The organism is Candidatus Symbiopectobacterium sp. NZEC127 (genome assembly GCF_025962675.1).
In the GTDB taxonomy this organism is placed as follows: Bacteria; Pseudomonadota; Gammaproteobacteria; order Enterobacterales; family Enterobacteriaceae; genus Symbiopectobacterium.
This window is the reverse complement of sequence record NZ_JAGFPG010000001.1, coordinates 228431-246077: the sequence shown is the minus strand read 5'-3', so window position 1 is coordinate 246077 and position 17647 is coordinate 228431. Positions and strand designations below refer to the sequence as shown.

Sequence of the window (17647 nt, the reverse complement as noted above, 5' to 3'; positions counted from 1 at the left end):
TCATCGATTTTTGCTCAACTCAACCACAGATTTCGCTTAGCAACTCAGGGTGACGATCGAGAAGTCTCAGCAATTTCACCGTAGAAGGATGCGGCTGAGATTTTCCCGCTTCATACCGGTAAAATGCGTTATCACCGCCACCAAATATCCGCCCGGCTTCACGTTGCGATAATTCGAGTTTCTTTCGTACGTTCATGATATACGCCGGTTTGACCGTATCATTGATGATCGAATTCTTAAACTCGACCACTTTCGCCATGTACTCGGCCGACTCGGCTTTGTCCATCACGGCTTCACCACACTGAGGGCAATGTGACGCTCGAATTTGCTGCAAGATCGTTTTTTTACCCCGCCATGAATACGGAACATCTTTTACAGTTTGCTCCATGTCGGCACCGCCACACTGAGGACATTTCATTCTACTTCTCCTTAAATGAGACGATGAGTACATCATCGAGTACCGTCACTTTCATATAAAACCTGATACCCTTTATCATCGGTCGATACACATCCTGCCACACCGTATGATCGTGGTATGTGGTCATACTCTTGTAAAAATCCTGACGGGTCAGCGCCACTATTACGGCACACATTCCATCAAAATCGAGATTCAGTTCGTCAGCTGAATCAAGCGCCGATCGTGTTGCCCTGAGTTTCCCTCTGCAACCATGGCCTGCACGACGTGCAGACGGGTATGTGGAGTTTTCTTTTCCATCTGCGCATCCATGCTCGGCATCAATAAAATTGTAACCCATTAGGTTACATCCATCAAAATATAATCACCAAGTAGGTTACAAACCTCAACGTCAACCCTACGGTAATGGCCACGTTACGCCCAAAAAAAAGCCCCGCACGTATTACGCACGGGGCGATGTGTCTTGTTGCGTCTTAGCGGCGGTTGCCGAAGATACGCAGCAGCATCAGGAACAGGTTGATAAAGTCCAAATAGAGCGTCAATGCGCCGACGATGGCATATTTGCGGAAATTGTCACTGTCGTCGGCAGAGAGTTGCTCACCGATATTTTTCAATTTTTGCGTGTCGTAGGCCGTCAAACCCACAAACACCACCACGCCGATATAGGTCACGGCCCACATCAAGGCATCGCTTTTCAGCCAGATATTGACCAACGACGCCAGCACGATACCGATCAGGCCCATAAACAGCATGCTGCCCAGGCCGCTCAGATCGCGTTTGGTGGTGTAACCGTACAGGCTCATGGCGCCAAACATCCCCGCCGTAATGACAAAGGTGCTGGCAATAGATTGTCCTGAATAGAGAATAAAGATGCTGGAGAGCGTCAACCCGGTCAACGCCGAATAGAGCATAAACAGCCCTGTCGCCACGCTACCGCTCAAGCGCTGTACCATGCCGGAAATCACAAACACCAACCCCAACTGAGCAATGATCAGCCCGAAAAAGGTAATCCGGCTGGAAAAGACGAAACTCATTATCGCGGGGGATTGTGCCGCATACCAGGAAACAAACGCCGTCAGCAATAAACCGCAGGTCATCCAGCCATAAACCTGCGCCATATACGCCTGAAGGCCGCTATTAGCGCGTTCGACTATCGAATCGCCTGAACGAGGGAACCGATCCATGATACTACCCTTACGTTGCTGTCTGGCATCGCAGACAGAGATTGTGACTCGGGCGTGCATCGCCCACCATTGATAAGTGTATCACATGGCACTGTGCCGCAGGTGGCGAAAATCACGCCAGCGTCAACGAACGTTAATTACCAGCGTTCAGCCGCGGCATGGTCACTGTCACGCGCATCCACCCAGCGATCGCCTTCTGGCGTCGCTTCCCGTTTCCAGAACGGCGCGCGGGTTTTCAGGTAATCCATGATAAATTGCGCAGCGTCAAAGGCAGCCTGACGATGCGCCGCACTCACGCCAACAAACACGATCTCATCGCCGGGAAAGAGCGGCCCGACACGGTGGATCACATAGACACGCGGCAACGCCCAGCGTTCTCTGGCTTGCTCAACGATCTCCGCCAGCGCTTTCTCTGTCATCCCCGGATAGTGCTCCAGCGTCAAAGCACTCACATCGCTAGCCAGATTGTGGTTGCGCACTTTGCCGGTGAACGTGACCACGGCACCGTCTTCGTCACATTGCGCCAGCCACTGATAGGCCAGCCCCACGTCAAACGGCGCGGTGCCGACCTCAATACGGGTTTCAGGTTGTGGGTTCACTGACATCATCAGCCTCCGGTTACCGGTGGAAAAAACGCCACTTCATCACCATCACGTAGCGGATGTGAGGGCTCGACCAACGTCTGGTTCACTGCCGTCAGCAGTTTGCCGGATTCCAGCGCCAGCGCCCAGCGTTCACCGCGCGCGGCCAGCGCCTGACGCAAATCCTCCACGTTGGGAAATTCCGCCGGAAGGCTAAGCGAATCCGTTTGCGTCAGTTCCCGAACCTGCGCGAAAAACAGCACGTTGATCATTCCACCTCCGCCTGAAAATCTCCGGATTTACCACCGCTCTTTGCCAACAACCGCACGGGGCCGATAATCATGTCTTTTTGCACCGCTTTGCACATGTCATAAATGGTCAACGCGGCTACCGAGGCGGCGGTCAGCGCTTCCATCTCCACGCCGGTTTTACCGGTTAAACGGCACAGCGATTCGATACGCACCCGGTTGTGCTCGGGCTCGGCCGTCAGTTCCACCGCCACTTTGCTTAACAGCAGAGGATGACACAGCGGAATCAGTTCCCAGGTGCGTTTGGCCGCCTGAATCCCGGCAATACGCGCGGTGGCGAACACGTCACCTTTGTGGTGCTGCCCATTGATAATCATCGACAGTGTTTGCGCTGACAGCGTGACGAAGGCTTCCGCGCGCGCCTCGCGCACCGTTTCGGCTTTTGCTGATACGTCCACCATGGTGGCTTCGCCGGCGGCATTAATATGGGTGAACTGAGATGACATGGTTAATTCGATTTCTTTAAATGGGGGAAAAAATTGCACGGTTTTTGCCGGGCATCCAACTGTTCCTGAATGATACGTTCCCAGGCGGTGCGACACGCACGTGTCGAGCCGGGTACGGCAAAGATAACCGTTTGGTTTGCCAGCCCAGCGACAGCACGGGATTGAATAGTGGCGGTGCCGATATCCTCATAGGAGACCATGCGGAACAGTTCACCAAAACCGTCAATCGAGCGATCGAACAGCGGCGAGATCGCTTCTGGCGTGACATCGCCAGCGGTGAAACCGGTGCCACCGTTGATCACAATAACCTGCACCGTTTCGCTGGCAATCCAGGCGGCAACCTGCGCCTGAATCTGGTAGCGGTTCTCTTTGACAATGGCGCTGGCCACAACCTGGTGCCCGGCTTCTTGCGCCGCTTCGCGCAAATAGTCACCAGAGGTATCATCTTGCGCGGTGCGACGCGCAGAAACGGTCAATACCGCGATTTGCAGCGGAATGAAGTCATCACTGACTTTGCTCATATCACACACCTCTTCGAATTATTTAGGGTAAATCAGCCACCGATAAAAGAAAGGTTCTGCGTTATGCCGCTGTTGCCGTCATGCAGGAAGTGGGTCTGTTTTTTCAGCGATAGCCCACCCGCAATACGCAACGCCAGGTCGTCCATTTGGCTGTCTTCCGCCAGCAGGTCACGCAAGGGAATGCCCTGTTCGCCGAACAGGCACAGGTGCAAGTTACCCACGGCAGACACGCGCAGACGGTTGCAGCTCAGGCAGAAATCTTTCTCGTAGGGCATGATCAGACCGATTTCGCCCTGATAATCATCGTGACGGAACACCTGGGCTGGACCATCACTGCGGCCGCGCGGAGCCAACTGCCAGCCTTGAGCCAACAACTTGTCGCGAATGACCGTTCCGGGCAGATGGTGGCGGGCAAACAGCTCCCTCCCCTCCCCGGTCTCCATCAGCTCAATAAAACGCAGTTGGATAGGGCGGTCCTTGATCCAGTGCAGAAACCCATTCAGCTGATTATCGTTCACATCACGCATCATCACGGTGTTCACTTTGACTTTGGCAAAACCGCAGTCAAAGGCGGCATCGATCCCGGCCATCACCTGATGAAACTTATCCTGCCCGGTGATCGCGTGAAACTGGCGGGCATCCAGACTATCAACGCTGACATTCAGCGCCGTTAGCCCGGCATCGCGCCATACAGCTACATCGCGCGCCAGCCGATAGCCATTGGTGGTCACCGCCAGGGTTTTGATCGAAGGATTTTCTCGGATGGCGGCCAAAATGTCGACAAAGTCACGCCTTAACGAAGGTTCTCCCCCGGTTAAACGCACTTTTTCCGTGCCGAGCGCAGCAAAAGCGCGGCTGACCCGACGGATCTCATCCAGAGAGAGAAAACGCTTGGTGGGTGCGCCAGAAGGCTGATAGCCCTCAGGCAAACAGTAGGTGCAACGAAAGTTGCATACATCTGTGATCGAAAGGCGCAAATAGTAAAACTTGCGCGCAAACGCATCCGTCAATTGACTTAGCATAAACACCTTTCCAAATTCGGGAGGCGCGGGCATTTCTCCCCTGCACCCTGGTGACCTCGAGGGCCACGGCCAGAGCACCGTATGATGCAGTCACTGCCACATCACTTAGGCACAAAGGCTAGGAGTCTGATTTTATCAAAGAAGAGTCTAACGTTACTCATGCATTACGTCACCCAGATAATCGTTATATATTTATGTATATAGCGGATATATAAAGGTTTTTTCTCTTCCACAGGACTTCAGCATAGTCGAAAAGTGGCGGAAAAAATTGTCGTAAATCATCCTGAAGCAAAGATTTTTGGTTTTTTTCGCCTTTATCAGGGAAATCAGCTACCTTAGCCACGTGAATTCCCCCTCTTTTGCAAAAGGTCTCTATGCGCAATCGCACGTTAGCCGATCTCGACAAGGTCGTCGCGCTGGGTGGCGGGCACGGCCTCGGTCGCGTCATGTCATCACTTTCCTCATTGGGTTCACGACTTACCGGCATTGTGACGACCACCGATAACGGCGGTTCAACGGGGAGGATCCGTCGCGCAGAGGGTGGTATCGCCTGGGGGGACATGCGCAACTGCCTGAATCAACTGATCACCAGCCCCAGCGTGGCCTCCGCCATGTTTGAATATCGTTTCACCGGCAGCGGCGAACTCGCCGGGCACAATCTGGGCAACCTGATGCTCAAAGCGCTGGATCACCTGAGCGTGCGACCGCTGGAAGCGATTAACCTGATTCGCGGACTGCTGAAGGTAGACGCGGTGCTGATCCCGATGTCAGAACACCCCGTCGATCTGGTGGCTACCGACAGCGGAGGAAACCAGATCTACGGTGAAGTGCAAATAGACAATCTGAACGTCCTGCCACAGGATCTGCAACTCCACCCGGTGGTCAAGGCGACCCAGGAAGCGATTGATGCCATCGATCAGGCCGATGTGATCCTGATTGGCCCAGGCAGCTTTCTGACCAGCCTGATGCCCCTGCTGTTGCTCGACGATCTGGCGCGCGCCCTGCGCCGCACGCCAGCGCAGATGGTCTATATCGGCAATCTTGGGCGTGAACCCAATCAGGCTGCTGCCCATATGACGCTGGCACAAAAGCTCGCCATGATCGAAACCAAGGTGGGACGTAAAGTGGTGGACGCAGTTATTGTCAGTCCACACACGCAGGTGCAAGGCATCAACGATCGTCTTATCGTGCAACAACCATTAAGCGCTGCCGACGTGCCGCACCATCACGATCGTGAACTGCTGCGCCAGGCGCTGGAAATTACCCTGCAACGCCTGGGCTAAAACCGCTCTGTCAGCGTGCTATTCGCTACGCAGCCACGGCGTATGGGTGACACCAATTAGCATGCCTTCGGGGCTGAGGAAACGCGTCACCCACTGCCCCCACGGTTCGAGCCGGTTATCCACCAGTAGGGTATAACCCGCCCGTTTAACCGCAGCCGTGGCGGTCGCCATATCCGCAACCTCAAACTCCAGCCAGCTTTGCGGCACGGAGACATCCTCCGGCCAGCGTTCAGTGCCAAAGCAAGACTGGCTCGCCTGCGCCAACGGCCACAGTGCAAAGTGCTTCACGCCCCCCAGGGTATCGGCCACCAGATAATCGCTCGACTCCCCCAATGGTTTAAGCGGTAAACCCAGCGTCTCCAGATAGAGCGCACGACTTGCCGCCGCGTCCGAAGCGATCGGGCCGAAGCCCGCGATAAACAATACATCTACATCCGGTAGAGAAAATGTCATATCAGCACCTTGCCCTCACAGGGAAATCAGGATGCGGCGATAAATCGCTCACGTAAGGCATGAATCTGGTCACGCAACGCCGCCGCCTCTTCGAACTCCAAATTCTGCGCGTGCGTCATCATTTGACCTTCCAATTCACGAATCTTTTGCTCCAGCGCTTTTGGCGTCAGTGCATGATATTCTGCGGCTGGCTCAGCGGCTTTACGTCCGGCGCGGCCTTTGCCTTTCGCCGTCGGCTTGCCTAATTGCAGAATGTCATCGATCTTTTTGTTAAGACCGGTAGGCACGATGCCGTGCGCTTCGTTATACGCCTGCTGCTTCTCACGTCGCCGCTCCGTTTCCTGCATGGCGCGCTGCATTGACGGCGTTATCTTGTCGCCGTACAGAATGGCTTTACCATTGAGGTTACGTGCGGCACGTCCAATGGTCTGAATCAAGGAACGTTCCGAACGCAGGAAGCCCTCTTTGTCAGCGTCCAGAATCGCCACCAGCGATACTTCGGGCATGTCCAGCCCTTCCCTGAGCAGGTTAATGCCCACCAGCACATCAAATTCGCCCAGCCGCAGATCGCGGATAATCTCAACGCGCTCAACGGTGTCAATGTCCGAGTGCAGATAGCGCACGCGCTCACCGTGCTCTTCCAGATATTCGGTGAGATCTTCCGCCATGCGTTTGGTTAACGTGGTGACCAGTACGCGCTCGTTCAACACAACGCGTTTGCGGATTTCAGACAACAAATCGTCCACCTGCGTCGCAACCGGACGGACTTCCAGTAACGGGTCAAGCAGCCCCGTGGGGCGCACCACCTGATCGACGACATCATCGCCGGAATGTTCCAATTCATAATTGCCGGGCGTCGCTGAGACATAGATGGTTTGCGGCGCGAGGGCTTGAAACTCCTCAAACTTCATCGGCCGGTTGTCGAGCGCCGACGGCAGACGAAAACCATACTCCACCAGCGTCTCTTTACGCGCCCGGTCACCGCGATACATGCCACCCAATTGCGGGATGGTCACGTGGGACTCATCGATCACCAGCAATCCATCGGCAGGCAGGTAGTCAAACAGCGTCGGTGGCGCCTCGCCCGGCCCGCGCCCGGAGAGATAACGTGAGTAGTTTTCGATACCAGAGCAATAGCCGAGTTCATTCATCATCTCGAGGTCGAATTGGGTACGCTGTGTCAGACGCTGCTCTTCCAGCAGTTTATTGTTTTCCAACAATGTCTTGCGGCGCTCTGCGAGATCCACTTTGATATCTTCCATCGCCTGAAGAATGCGCTCACGCGGCGTGACATAGTGGGTCTTCGGGTAGATGGTATAACGCGGCACCGTTTGTAGCTGCTGACCGGTGAGCGGATCGAACAGCGTCAGGCGTTCAACCTCTTCATCGAACAGCTCGACGCGCAGCGCAATCTCATCGGATTCTGCCGGAAAAATATCAATCACTTCACCGCGCACGCGAAAAGTACCTCGCGTAAACGCCTGATCGTTTCGTGAATATTGTAGCTCAGTCAGTCGGCGTAAAATTGAACGCTGATCGATGATCATGCCGACCGTCAGGTGCAGCATCATTTTCAGATAGAGATCGGGATCGCCCAACCCGTAGATGGCAGAGACCGACGCCACAACCACCACATCGCGCCGCTCCAGCAGCGCTTTGGTGGCTGACAGACGCATCTGTTCAATATGCTCGTTGACCGACGCGTCCTTCTCGATAAAGGTGTCCGAACTGGGCACGTAGGCTTCGGGCTGGTAGTAATCGTAGTAAGAGACGAAATACTCTACCGCATTGTCAGGAAAAAACGCTTTCATCTCACCATAGAGCTGCGCCGCCAGCGTTTTGTTGGGCGCCAACACCATGGTGGGACGGTTGAGATCCGCTATCACATTGGCAATGGTAAAGGTCTTTCCCGAACCGGTTACCCCCAACAACGTCTGATGCGCCAACCCCGCTTCCAACCCCTCTTCCAGCAGACGGATCGCTTCAGGCTGATCGCCTGAGGGGGTAAAATCGGAATGCAGTTTAAAGGGTTTGCTCATGAACAACCTGCCAGCCAGTGGACCAAACGTCGCGAAACCAAGCAACGCACAGTAACATTCAACAATGGGGATAAGGCGTCAAGCATAGCACTAACAGTGCATAGTACTAACAATGCGCCTCAGAAATTCGGTTAGCGACAGTATACTGGATATAAAAACAGCATCCAGTCATTTATTGATTAAAATTCGGTGAGGGGTAAACCTTCGGTCAGCGTCGGTGCGTTGCAAAAAAGCGGCAAGATGGCGCAAAAAAAGCGCTAACACAGCGTTACCTATTTATCCAGTTAAAAATGTGCTATTTATCCCCAGAACGTGCATTTGTCTTAACAAAGTGGTTTGACCAGTGTTGTAAAAACATGCAACCCTCAGTCAGGCGTAAATCGAGGCTTGATTTTAATTAACTGACTGATTTATATCGATTAAACAAAAAAGCAGAGAATCACATCAACTCAACCAAAACCCGCGCCAACTCTCGCTTGCCACCGTTTTTCTAAACCTAATGCACATGGTTATCCACAGAAGTAGTGGATAACTCCCACAAGCCCGCATGCCTGCTGCGTTAGTGAAATATCTTATCGCTATGGGGCTGCAGGAAATCAGGATATTTTTAGCGTTTTTGCGAGGATTTCACATCTGCATGGTTTTTTGCCGTTTTGCACAAAAAAGCGTCTTGGCGCACAAACTGGAGAGTCGAAGTAAGCAAACGTCAATCGAGAACAGAGTGACAGGCATAGCAGGAATTTGACCGCGATTTTGCGCGACCATGGTTTCGAAGCCCCATGGCCTTAAAATTATCGCAACCTAACAGACTTCGTGTTATAGGCGTGTTGGCTGTGCTCCTCAACCGGCCCATCGATAAACCTTATCTTAAACAAGACTGCCGGCAAATAACGTTCAAATCTATCCCCTAAGATCCTTTACCTGTGGCTATCATGAGAGCGTTCACAGGTGCGTAGCGGCTCCGAAGCGAACACGTAGGGCATGAGGGGGTCTAGCCCGACCCAAGACCAGAGTGGCAAACAATATCACCCTAATGAAATTGACGCTTCAGCGATGGGGAAGATATCTTCTCGGTGTTTAATAAAATACGGCAACGTCAATTGATATTGAAGGGAAATAAATGCAGCGGCATCTCATAGTCCAGTGATTGACCTATGAGATGCTTTTATTAACGCGTTTAAATACGATCTTTGATAGAAAATTATTTCCAGGATGGCTGAACAGGGATATCCTTACTTGATACAGAAAAAATCCCGCCTTCCTGTATGATATTGTTCACATCTTGAATATCAAGGAAGCCCAGAGCTTCATCTATAGCACTATCGACAGGATCATACTGTATATTAAGGGTACTAATATAATCCTCAACATTATCATCGATATAGTGATCATCGAACGCAAAGCAAGTATCCTCTCCATTGTCTTTCACAATGGTACTTGACGTATTCGCACCCCGCCTCATCATCGTTGTTGCGAGTGAAGACTTAAACTTATCACTCGGAACCTCACCTTTTTCCTCATGTTTACCCTTGCTGACGGTCACTATAACCATACCGTTCTCATTATTATTACCCGGCAGAGTAAAGGTTACTTTACAACCTTGAATGTCATTCAAAGCAATAGTTCCTGTACTTGTGAACTCATGCATTGCTTCTGAAGAATTTATAAGCTGCATAATATTATCATTAATCTGACGGTACAGTTCTTTGTTATCTTTGCGCACGCCACCAAAGGTAAAGAAATTAATAATATGCTCCAGCAATCCTTTGGGCGATATAGCCTTATTTATTGCTTCCTGATTTTCCACACCAGCTGCGCAAGCAGCCATATTGTAAAATGTACTAATACTTGTCATCACAACTCCCTTATCTGATAAGAAACACTTAACGAATAAGGGCACATTATTGTCAGGCGTTTACCTATCAGTAAGAAGGTTAATGCCTTATTTTTTGTTTCAGACAATAACGTATCAAACTCGCAGCAGTGCAATATCCAGATACGCCCCCAAATCCTGCGTAGAGGGCGCAATAACGTAGGGAGTTTCACCGAGCAACGGCGCAGAAAGATGATGTTGCAGCGTCTCCAGATAGTCTTGATGCCAGCGTCCGGGCGGTTGAATGTCGTTAGCAATCCAGCCCGCCAGCGTCAATCCCGCCTGTGTAACGGCCTGAGCCGTCAGTAGGGCGTGGTTGATGCACCCCAGTTTGATACCCACCACCAGAATCACCGGCAGTTGCTCATGTTGTACCCAGTCGGCAAACGTCTGCTGTGCGGTCAGTGGCGTGAACCAGCCACCGGCCCCTTCCACCAGCACCCAATCGGCCTTTTCGGTCAAGGCCGCCAGACCGCGCGACATCACCTCGAAATCAATCGGTCGCTGCTCAACCTTGCTCACGATATGCGGTGAGGTCGGCTCGATGAACACCAACGGATTGACCTCATCGTAAGTAAGCGACACGCTGCTACACGCTCGCAGATGACAAGCATCTTCATTGCGTATGCCCTGCGGTGTCATCTCTGCCCCGGAGGCGACCGGCTTATAGCCCGCGCAGCGATACCCCGCCCGCGCTGCTGCCTGTAGCAATGCGCCGCTGGCGATGGTTTTGCCCACTTCAGTGTCTGTTCCGGTAATAAACCAACGTTTAGTCACGATAAATAATTCCATAAACCAAATGATAACTGAGGGGAAACCCGCCCGGTGCGGCAGGATAAACCTGTGCCAGCGCTTGCAAGCGTCGCCGGGTGAGCAAACCGCGCGAACGATCGCCATGGAGCCAAGTGGCACCAATCCCTTTCAGGGAGTGCATCACATCGCTCACGGTCGCAAAACGGTAGCTCAGCGTTTGCGGATAGAGCCGATGGCGATAGGGGCGACAGGCATCGGCGATCTGCGCCAACGGCAAAAAATCATTGACGCGTTTTGACCCATCCAACCGCAGCCACGCCTGAGCCAGCTCGCCAAGGGAGCCTTCAGCCAGCGTCGAAAACGCCACCGCGCCGCCGGGACGTGTGGCCCGATAGCAGGCCGCGATGGCACGCGGCAAATCCTCGCACCATTGCACCGCCAGATTACTGAAGCAGAGATCGATACTGGCATCCGCTAACGGCAAATGCTCAATGTCCCCTTGTACGTAGGCATCTGCACTTTGTTCAGCCACCGCCTGTTGCAACATGCCAGCAGACAGATCCAACGCGATCACCTGTTTACCCAGCGCGCGCCAACGTTGACTGAAATGCCCGGTGCCGCAGCCCGCATCCAGTATCTGCTGTCCGGCAAGCGGTAGCGCCAGGGTCATCAGATGTTCACCGCTGGTGCGTTGCAGCTCGGCAAACCGGGTGTAGCGCTGCGCCGCACGGCCAAAAGCCTGGGCAATGGCCCGTTTGTTATGCAATTCATTACTCATTGACACCTTCCTGTTGCTCATGCGCCGCCGTGTGCAAAGCGGCAAGCAGGCGGGCGATGTCATCATCCGTGTGGCTGGCTGTCAGCGTAATGCGCAGCCGCGCGCTGCCGGGCGGTACGGTGGGCGGGCGCATCGCACTCACCCAGAATCCCTGTTGACGCAAACGCTGTGCCACGTGCAAGGCAGCGGCGTTGTCACCGACGATCAGCGGTTGAATGGCACTTTGCGATGGCATCAAGGTAAAGGGTAAATCCCCGGCCCCGGCGCGAAACTGAGCAATATGGTGGCCTAGCCTGTCACGCAGCGCGTCGCCCTGCTGAATGCAGGACAATGCCGCGCGCAATGCGCAAGCCTGAGCCGGTGGCATACTGGTGCTGTAGATCAGGTGACGGGCAAACTGTAAGAAGTAGTCGGCTACCGGTTCGCTGCATAACAGAGCGGCCCCGCTCGCGCCAAACGCCTTACCAAACGTAACGACCAGCAACTCAGGTTTTACCCCCTGCTGCCAGCAACTGCCGCGCCCCTGCTCGCCGCACACACCTACCCCGTGCGCATCGTCCACCATCAGCCAGGCTCCGCGCGCCTGCGTCAACCCATGCAGTGCGCCCAGCGGCGCGCTGTCGCCATCCATACTGAAAATACCTTCCGTGACGGCAAGGGTTTCGCCCGGAGCATCTCCCTCCAGCAGGCGTTGCAGCGCCGCAGGCTGATTGTGTGCAAAGCGGCGCAAGGTGGCCGGTGACTGGGCGGCGGCTTCCAGTAAGGACGCATGGCTGAGCTTGTCTGCCAGAATGCGATCTTGCCCTTGCATCAGGGCAGCAACCACCGCCTGATTCGCGGCATAGCCGGAGATAAACAGCAGCGCACGCGGATAACCCAGCCATTGCGCCAGTTCGTCCTCCAACGCCGCATGCGCGTCGGTGTAGCCCGTGACATGACCCGAGCCGCCGCTGCCCACGCCATAGCGCGTCGCACCGGTTTGCCAGGCGTCGATAATGGCAGGATGCTGGCTTAAGCCCAGGTAGTCATTGCTGGAGAAATTCAGGTAGCGCTGCCCCTGCTGCGTCAACCAACGCCCGCCCCCCTGATTAACAATGCGTGAGCGATAAGCGTCTTGTTCACGGCGCTGTCCCAGCGCCGCGTCTATCCGTTCTTGCCATCCCATGATGGTCACACGGCAGCGTTGTAGAACTGTTCGGTGTCGGCTTCCAACACTTGCTGCGCCAAACGCTGCTGTTGTTGGTTATCGCCCGCCTCGGTTTCCGTTTGTTGCGGATTGAGACCCAGTTTGCGGAACAGGATCAAATCCTTGTCTTCTTTCGGATTGGGAGTGGTCAGCAGCTTGCAGCCATAGAAAATGGAGTTGGCACCGGCCATAAAGCACATGGCCTGGGTCTGTTCGCTCATCTGTTCGCGACCGGCGGACAGGCGCACGTGAGAAGTCGGCATCATGATGCGTGCGACGGCGATGGTGCGGATAAAATCGAAAGGCTCAACGTCGTCGTTATTTTCCAGCGGCGTGCCTTTGACTTTCACCAGCATATTGATCGGTACGCTTTCCGGCGGCGTCGGCAGGTTTGCCAACTGTACCAACAACCCGGCGCGATCGCGTACCGTTTCGCCCAACCCGACAATGCCGCCGGAGCAGACTTTAATGCCCGCGTGGCGCACTTTATCCAGCGTATCCAGCCGCTCCTGATAGGTACGGGTGGTGATGATATTGCCGTAGAACTCCGGCGAGGTGTCCAGGTTATGGTTATAGAAATCCAGCCCGGCGTCAGCCAATCGTTCCGCCTGATCGCCGTGCAACGTGCCTAACGTCATACAGGTTTCCATCCCCATCTCCTTGACGCCTTTCACCATCTGTTGCAGGTAAGGCATATCGCGCTCATGGGGGTTTTTCCAGGCGGCGCCCATACAGAAACGGGTTGAGCCCGCCGCTTTAGCCTGACGCGCAGAATCCAGCACCTGCTCGACCTGCATCAAGCGTTCCGCTTCCAGTCCAGTGCGATAACGCGCACTCTGCGGGCAATACTTGCAATCCTCCGGGCAAGCCCCGGTTTTGATGGAGAGCAGCGTACTGACCTGCACCTGACGCGGATCGAAGTGCTGACGATGCACCTGCTGCGCCTCAAACATCAGCTCTAAAAACGGTTTATCAAACAGTTGTTGCGCTTGCTCCAGCGTCCAGTGAATACGTTCTGCCATATGGTTGGCCTCTTTGTTCGACAGGGTGCCATGCCGCCGAGGCGACATGAAAATGTGGCGTAAGTGTAAATGACAACGCTATACTGTCAACCATATGAGTGTGAATTTAGTTTACAATACGGTTTATTGATAATGTTGCTTTCGAACGCAGACCTGGAATTTGATCAACGCCACATCTGGCATCCTTACACCTCAATGACGCACCCCCTTCCCTGTTATCCGGTGGTAGCGGCCCACGGTTATCACCTGCAACTGGACGATGGGCGAGAACTGGTGGATGGCATGTCCTCCTGGTGGGCGGCGATCCACGGTTACAACCATCCGCGCTTGAACCAGGCCTTGCAGCAGCAGATAGCGCAGATGTCGCACGTGATGTTTGGCGGCATTACCCATCCTCAAGCCATTGCGTTGTGCCAAAAGTTGGTCGCCATTACGCCTGCGCCGTTGGAGTGCGTGTTTCTGGCCGATTCCGGCTCGGTGGCCGTCGAAGTGGCGCTCAAAATGGCGCTGCAATATTGGCAGGCGCGCGGCGAGCGTCGGGCGCGATTTTTGACCCTGCGCCACGGCTACCATGGCGACACCTTTGGCGCGATGTCGGTGTGCGATCCGCACAATGCCATGCACAGCCTCTATCAGGGATACCTGCCGTCTCATCTTTTTGCCGACGCGCCGCGCAGCCGTTTTAATGGCGAGTGGCACGAATCTGACATCCAGCCGCTCCACGATCTGCTGGAAACGCACAGCCACGACATCGCCGCCATTATCCTTGAGCCGGTGGTTCAAGGCGCGGGCGGGATGCGTATCTACCACCCCACTTACCTTAAACGCGTGCGTGCGTTGTGCGATCGATACGGTATCTTGCTGATAGCCGACGAAATAGCCACCGGATTTGGCCGCACGGGCAAACTGTTTGCCTGTGAACATGCCGGTATCGCCCCCGACATTCTCTGTCTGGGTAAAGCGCTGACCGGAGGATACCTGACGCTGTCAGCCACCTTGACCACGCGACAGGTCGCAGACACCATCAGCAATGGCGAGGCCGGTTGTTTCATGCACGGCCCGACCTTTATGGCGAACCCATTGGCCTGTGCCGCCGCCAATGCCAGTCTGGCGTTGCTTGCTGACGGGGAGTGGCAGACACAGGTAATGGCGATTGAGCGCCAACTGCGCGCGGAATTACTGCCATTACTGGATGCCGCACTGGTGGCAGACGTGCGTGTTTTAGGCGCGATTGGCGTACTGGAAACCACGCGTCCGGTGAACGTGGCGCGCGTGCAGCGCTTTTTTGTCGAGCGCGGTGTGTGGATCCGCCCTTTTGGCAAGCTGCTGTATGTGATGCCGCCCTATATTATCTCGCCAGAAGCCTTAACACGCTTGACCAGCGCACTGCGTGATGCCGTACAGCGGCCCGAGTTGTTTCAATAACGGCGGGAAAGTCAGCGGGAAAAACCTGTGATCTGTGGCACACCAAATTGATTAGCGCTATGATAATCGCCTCAGCTTATCAGGAACTTCCCATGCGTAATACGACAATCCTTTGCGGGCAGTATTTACGCGCTTTCGCACTTATTTATCTGTGTCTGTTCGCAGGTAATGCGATATCCGCGTTACTCCCGCTGACTATTCCCGGCAGCATTATCGGTATGCTTATCCTCTTTGCCCTGTTAGCCTCGCAGATCCTTCCTGCGCCCTGGGTAAAACCCGGCTGCCACTTGATGATTCGCTACATGGCATTGCTGTTTGTGCCTATCGGCGTGGGCGTCATGAATTACTATGATCTGCTGAGCAAGCAGTTTGGCCCTATCGTAGTGTCCTGTCTTATCAGCACGCTGGTTGTCATGCTGGTCGTTGGCTTTTGCACGCAGTTGATGCAACGTGAACACATCATCACCACGCTCGAAACACCGGATGAGGAAGGAAAAAAATGATGTTGTCCAACATCTGGTGGTCGTTGCCTCTGACGCTGCTGACCTTCTTCGCGGCGCGCAAGCTGGCGATAAAATGCAAAATGCCGCTGCTAAACCCACTGCTGGTGTCGATGGCTATCCTGATCCCGCTATTGCTGCTGCTCAATATTCCTTACGAAAACTACTTCGCGGGCAGTAAAGTGCTGAACGATCTGTTGCAGCCCGCCGTGGTAGCGTTGGCGTTTCCTCTCTATGAACAGCTTCATCAGATCCGTGCGCGTTGGAAATCCATCATCAGCGTCTGCTTTATCGGCAGCATGGCGGCCATTATTTCCGGCACGGTCATTGCGCTGTGGTTAGGTGCTACGCCGGAGATCGCCGCGTCGGTGCTGCCGAAATCGGTGACAACGCCCATCGCCATGGCGGTCGCAAGCACCATCGGCGGCATTCCCGCCATCAGCGCAGTCTGTGTGATTTTTGTCGGCATCCTCGGTGCGGTCTTCGGGCACACACTGTTTAATCGCGTGGGGATTCGCACCAAGGCGGCGCGCGGACTCTCCATGGGGACGGCGTCACACGCGCTGGGCACCGCCCGCTGCGTCGAGATCGATTTTCAGGAAGGGGCGTTCAGTTCATTGGCCTTGGTGATCTGCGGCATCATGACCTCACTGATTGCGCCTTTTATCTTTCCGCTGCTGGTACAACTGTTTCACTAGCGGCAAAGATGATGCAGACGGCGCGAGAAGCACAGCGCCGTTGCATTCTGCTCGATAATTTGAGATATATCGCGCAGTTTGCATCTTATTTTCAATAAGTTCACGTTCGACGAGATACTGATCACAATTTATTGATACGCTACTTTTTACCCTGACAACAAACAATAATGGCAAAAAGAGTACATCGCTATGCACCCACGCTATCACGCCCCTTTTGCACAACTTTCTGACACACTGCAACATGCCTTGCTGCCACTACTTGAGCGTCCTGACTTCGCCGGGATGCTGCTTGCTGATGACGTAACAACCCTGTGCACCCAGTGCGGCCTGACACCGGAAACATTGGCCTACGCCTTGCTCCCCCTTGCGGCTGCATGCGCCGTTGCACCGATTTCTCACTTTCAAGTGGGTGCCGTTGCTCAGGGAGAAAGTGGCAACCTCTACTTTGGTGCCAACATGGAGTTCAGTGCGGTGCCGTTGCAGCAAACGCTGCACGCGGAGCAGAGCGCCATTGCCCATGCCTGGCTGCGCCAGGAGCGCGGTTTGACCAGTATCACGGTGAACTACACCCCCTGCGGGCACTGCCGTCAGTTTATGAATGAACTGAACCGGGCAAACACGCTGCATATCCACCTGCCGGGGCGCGAACCCGCACGGCTGCACCACTATTTACCCGATGCCTTTGGACCGCAGGATCTGAACATCACCACGCTGTTGATGGACCCGGTCAATCACGGGCGCACCCTGCTTGATGCCGATCTGCTGGCGCAGACCGCGCTGGACGCTGCCAACCGCAGTCATGCGCCCTACAGCAACGCCCTGAGCGGCGTCGCGCTGGAAACCGATCGCGGCACGGTGTATACCGGACGCTATGCAGAAAATGCCGCGTTCAATCCCAGCCTGCCGCCGCTTCAGGTAGCGCTGAACCTGATGAATCTAGCCGGTGAAGATATTCACAGCGTGCGCCGCGCCGCGCTGGTTGAACCGCGCAATACCGCCATCAGTCAGTGGGTGATGTTGCAAATTATTCTGGCTGAAGCCGGGTGTACCGATGTACAGCAACACTTTATCGACTGATACAGCGCACAAAAATGATGAACACATTAGGGAGTATGGACAAAATGTTGTGACGCAAGTCATGTGTAACTATTTTAATTAAC

General features: G+C 54.4%; 20 protein-coding genes, 1 pseudogene and 1 riboswitch. Of the genes and pseudogenes, 5 read left to right on the top strand and 16 right to left on the bottom strand.

Annotated features, from left to right (window positions below; genetic code table 11):
- Positions 1-19: 19 nt before the first annotated feature.
- From J5069_RS01125 to J5069_RS01085, 9 genes and pseudogenes are all read right to left on the bottom strand, one after another.
- On the bottom strand, positions 20-418 hold the full coding sequence (locus tag J5069_RS01125; RefSeq protein WP_264642127.1) for a type II toxin-antitoxin system MqsA family antitoxin: 399 nt from the start codon (positions 416-418) through the stop codon (positions 20-22).
- Between the two features lies 1 nt (position 419).
- Positions 420-715: pseudogene (locus J5069_RS01120) on the bottom strand (type II toxin-antitoxin system MqsR family toxin).
- A 173-nt stretch (positions 716-888) separates the two neighbouring features.
- Positions 889-1599: a Bax inhibitor-1 family protein gene (locus J5069_RS01115; RefSeq protein WP_264642126.1), complete on the bottom strand. Its 711-nt coding sequence runs from the start codon at positions 1597-1599 to the stop codon at positions 889-891.
- Between the two features lie 137 nt (positions 1600-1736).
- Positions 1737-2204 carry a molybdopterin synthase catalytic subunit MoaE gene (moaE, locus tag J5069_RS01110; RefSeq protein WP_264643684.1) on the bottom strand — a complete coding sequence of 156 codons (468 nt, stop codon included), beginning with the start codon at positions 2202-2204 and terminating at the stop codon, positions 1737-1739.
- Between the two features lie 2 nt (positions 2205-2206).
- Entirely contained in the window at positions 2207-2452 is a 246-nt protein-coding gene (gene moaD / locus J5069_RS01105; RefSeq protein WP_264642125.1) for a molybdopterin synthase sulfur carrier subunit, read from the bottom strand.
- Positions 2449-2934 (bottom strand): cyclic pyranopterin monophosphate synthase MoaC, encoded by a 486-nt coding sequence (moaC, locus tag J5069_RS01100; protein WP_264627517.1) that lies wholly within the window; start codon positions 2932-2934, stop codon positions 2449-2451. Before moaC ends, moaD begins: the two co-directional genes overlap by 4 nt.
- 2 nt (positions 2935-2936) lie before the next feature.
- Complete coding sequence (moaB, locus tag J5069_RS01095; protein WP_264642124.1) at positions 2937-3455, bottom strand: molybdenum cofactor biosynthesis protein B; 519 nt, start codon at positions 3453-3455, stop codon at positions 2937-2939.
- A 32-nt stretch (positions 3456-3487) separates the two neighbouring features.
- Positions 3488-4477 (bottom strand): GTP 3',8-cyclase MoaA, encoded by a 990-nt coding sequence (gene moaA / locus J5069_RS01090; RefSeq protein ID WP_264642123.1) that lies wholly within the window; start codon positions 4475-4477, stop codon positions 3488-3490.
- Positions 4465-4614: riboswitch (molybdenum cofactor riboswitch) on the bottom strand. (Overlaps the previous gene by 13 nt.)
- Positions 4615-4661: 47 nt before the next feature.
- The gene (locus J5069_RS01085; RefSeq protein ID WP_264642122.1) at positions 4662-4820 is read right to left on the bottom strand and encodes a hypothetical protein; all 159 of its coding nucleotides are present in this window, start codon (positions 4818-4820) and stop codon (positions 4662-4664) included.
- 31 nt (positions 4821-4851) lie between these two features.
- Here J5069_RS01085 and J5069_RS01080 point away from each other — a divergent pair, with 31 nt between their 5' ends.
- A complete protein-coding gene (locus tag J5069_RS01080; protein ID WP_264642121.1) occupies positions 4852-5760 on the top strand; it encodes a gluconeogenesis factor YvcK family protein in 909 nt (302 codons plus the stop codon).
- Between the two features lie 18 nt (positions 5761-5778).
- Here the strand turns inward: J5069_RS01080 and J5069_RS01075 are convergent, their stop codons facing one another.
- The 7 genes from J5069_RS01075 to bioB form a co-directional block, all read right to left on the bottom strand.
- Complete coding sequence (locus J5069_RS01075) at positions 5779-6213, bottom strand: VOC family protein (protein WP_264642120.1); 435 nt, start codon at positions 6211-6213, stop codon at positions 5779-5781.
- Positions 6214-6239: 26 nt separating this feature from the next.
- Entirely contained in the window at positions 6240-8252 is a 2013-nt protein-coding gene (gene uvrB, locus J5069_RS01070) for an excinuclease ABC subunit UvrB (protein WP_264642119.1), read from the bottom strand.
- A gap of 1201 nt (positions 8253-9453) precedes the next feature.
- Positions 9454-10107 (bottom strand): hypothetical protein, encoded by a 654-nt coding sequence (locus J5069_RS01065; RefSeq protein ID WP_264642118.1) that lies wholly within the window; start codon positions 10105-10107, stop codon positions 9454-9456.
- Between the two features lie 114 nt (positions 10108-10221).
- A complete protein-coding gene (bioD, locus tag J5069_RS01060) occupies positions 10222-10902 on the bottom strand; it encodes a dethiobiotin synthase (protein ID WP_264642117.1) in 681 nt (226 codons plus the stop codon).
- Positions 10895-11656 carry a malonyl-ACP O-methyltransferase BioC gene (bioC, locus tag J5069_RS01055; RefSeq protein WP_264642116.1) on the bottom strand — a complete coding sequence of 254 codons (762 nt, stop codon included), beginning with the start codon at positions 11654-11656 and terminating at the stop codon, positions 10895-10897. The genes bioD and bioC overlap by 8 nt, the downstream gene beginning before the upstream one ends.
- Positions 11649-12821, bottom strand: coding sequence for an 8-amino-7-oxononanoate synthase (bioF, locus tag J5069_RS01050; RefSeq protein ID WP_264642115.1), 1173 nt, complete (start codon positions 12819-12821; stop codon positions 11649-11651). The genes bioC and bioF overlap by 8 nt, the downstream gene beginning before the upstream one ends.
- 5 nt (positions 12822-12826) lie before the next feature.
- A complete protein-coding gene (gene bioB, locus J5069_RS01045) occupies positions 12827-13864 on the bottom strand; it encodes a biotin synthase BioB (RefSeq protein WP_264642114.1) in 1038 nt (345 codons plus the stop codon).
- 132 nt (positions 13865-13996) lie between these two features.
- Between bioB and bioA the strand changes: the two genes are divergently transcribed.
- The 4 genes from bioA to cdd all read left to right on the top strand — a co-directional run bounded on the left by bioA (position 13997) and on the right by cdd (position 17564).
- Positions 13997-15289 carry an adenosylmethionine--8-amino-7-oxononanoate transaminase gene (gene bioA, locus J5069_RS01040; protein ID WP_264642113.1) on the top strand — a complete coding sequence of 431 codons (1293 nt, stop codon included), beginning with the start codon at positions 13997-13999 and terminating at the stop codon, positions 15287-15289.
- A 92-nt stretch (positions 15290-15381) separates the two neighbouring features.
- Entirely contained in the window at positions 15382-15792 is a 411-nt protein-coding gene (locus tag J5069_RS01035; protein WP_264642112.1) for a CidA/LrgA family protein, read from the top strand.
- Positions 15792-16487: a CidB/LrgB family autolysis modulator gene (locus tag J5069_RS01030; RefSeq protein ID WP_264643683.1), complete on the top strand. Its 696-nt coding sequence runs from the start codon at positions 15792-15794 to the stop codon at positions 16485-16487. Before J5069_RS01035 ends, J5069_RS01030 begins: the two co-directional genes overlap by 1 nt.
- 189 nt (positions 16488-16676) lie before the next feature.
- Positions 16677-17564 (top strand): cytidine deaminase, encoded by an 888-nt coding sequence (gene cdd, locus J5069_RS01025; protein ID WP_264642111.1) that lies wholly within the window; start codon positions 16677-16679, stop codon positions 17562-17564.
- Positions 17565-17647: the final 83 nt, after the last annotated feature.

What these genes read in the sequence shown, in the direction of transcription:
- J5069_RS01125 (WP_264642127.1), bottom strand. Translation starts at nt 418, where the DNA reads ATGAAATGTCCTCAGTGTGGCGGTGCCGACATGGAGCAAACTGTAAAA.
- J5069_RS01115 (WP_264642126.1), bottom strand. Translation starts at nt 1,599, where the DNA reads ATGGATCGGTTCCCTCGTTCAGGCGATTCGATAGTCGAACGCGCTAAT.
- moaE (WP_264643684.1), bottom strand. Translation starts at nt 2,204, where the DNA reads ATGTCAGTGAACCCACAACCTGAAACCCGTATTGAGGTCGGCACCGCG.
- moaD (WP_264642125.1), bottom strand. Translation starts at nt 2,452, where the DNA reads ATGATCAACGTGCTGTTTTTCGCGCAGGTTCGGGAACTGACGCAAACG.
- moaC (WP_264627517.1), bottom strand. Translation starts at nt 2,934, where the DNA reads ATGTCATCTCAGTTCACCCATATTAATGCCGCCGGCGAAGCCACCATG.
- moaB (WP_264642124.1), bottom strand. Translation starts at nt 3,455, where the DNA reads ATGAGCAAAGTCAGTGATGACTTCATTCCGCTGCAAATCGCGGTATTG.
- moaA (WP_264642123.1), bottom strand. Translation starts at nt 4,477, where the DNA reads ATGCTAAGTCAATTGACGGATGCGTTTGCGCGCAAGTTTTACTATTTG.
- J5069_RS01080 (WP_264642121.1), top strand. Translation starts at nt 4,852, where the DNA reads ATGCGCAATCGCACGTTAGCCGATCTCGACAAGGTCGTCGCGCTGGGT.
- J5069_RS01075 (WP_264642120.1), bottom strand. Translation starts at nt 6,213, where the DNA reads ATGACATTTTCTCTACCGGATGTAGATGTATTGTTTATCGCGGGCTTC.
- uvrB (WP_264642119.1), bottom strand. Translation starts at nt 8,252, where the DNA reads ATGAGCAAACCCTTTAAACTGCATTCCGATTTTACCCCCTCAGGCGAT.
- J5069_RS01065 (WP_264642118.1), bottom strand. Translation starts at nt 10,107, where the DNA reads ATGACAAGTATTAGTACATTTTACAATATGGCTGCTTGCGCAGCTGGT.
- bioC (WP_264642116.1), bottom strand. Translation starts at nt 11,656, where the DNA reads ATGAGTAATGAATTGCATAACAAACGGGCCATTGCCCAGGCTTTTGGC.
- bioF (WP_264642115.1), bottom strand. Translation starts at nt 12,821, where the DNA reads ATGGGATGGCAAGAACGGATAGACGCGGCGCTGGGACAGCGCCGTGAA.
- bioB (WP_264642114.1), bottom strand. Translation starts at nt 13,864, where the DNA reads ATGGCAGAACGTATTCACTGGACGCTGGAGCAAGCGCAACAACTGTTT.
- bioA (WP_264642113.1), top strand. Translation starts at nt 13,997, where the DNA reads ATGTTGCTTTCGAACGCAGACCTGGAATTTGATCAACGCCACATCTGG.
- J5069_RS01035 (WP_264642112.1), top strand. Translation starts at nt 15,382, where the DNA reads ATGCGTAATACGACAATCCTTTGCGGGCAGTATTTACGCGCTTTCGCA.
- J5069_RS01030 (WP_264643683.1), top strand. Translation starts at nt 15,792, where the DNA reads ATGTTGTCCAACATCTGGTGGTCGTTGCCTCTGACGCTGCTGACCTTC.
- cdd (WP_264642111.1), top strand. Translation starts at nt 16,677, where the DNA reads ATGCACCCACGCTATCACGCCCCTTTTGCACAACTTTCTGACACACTG.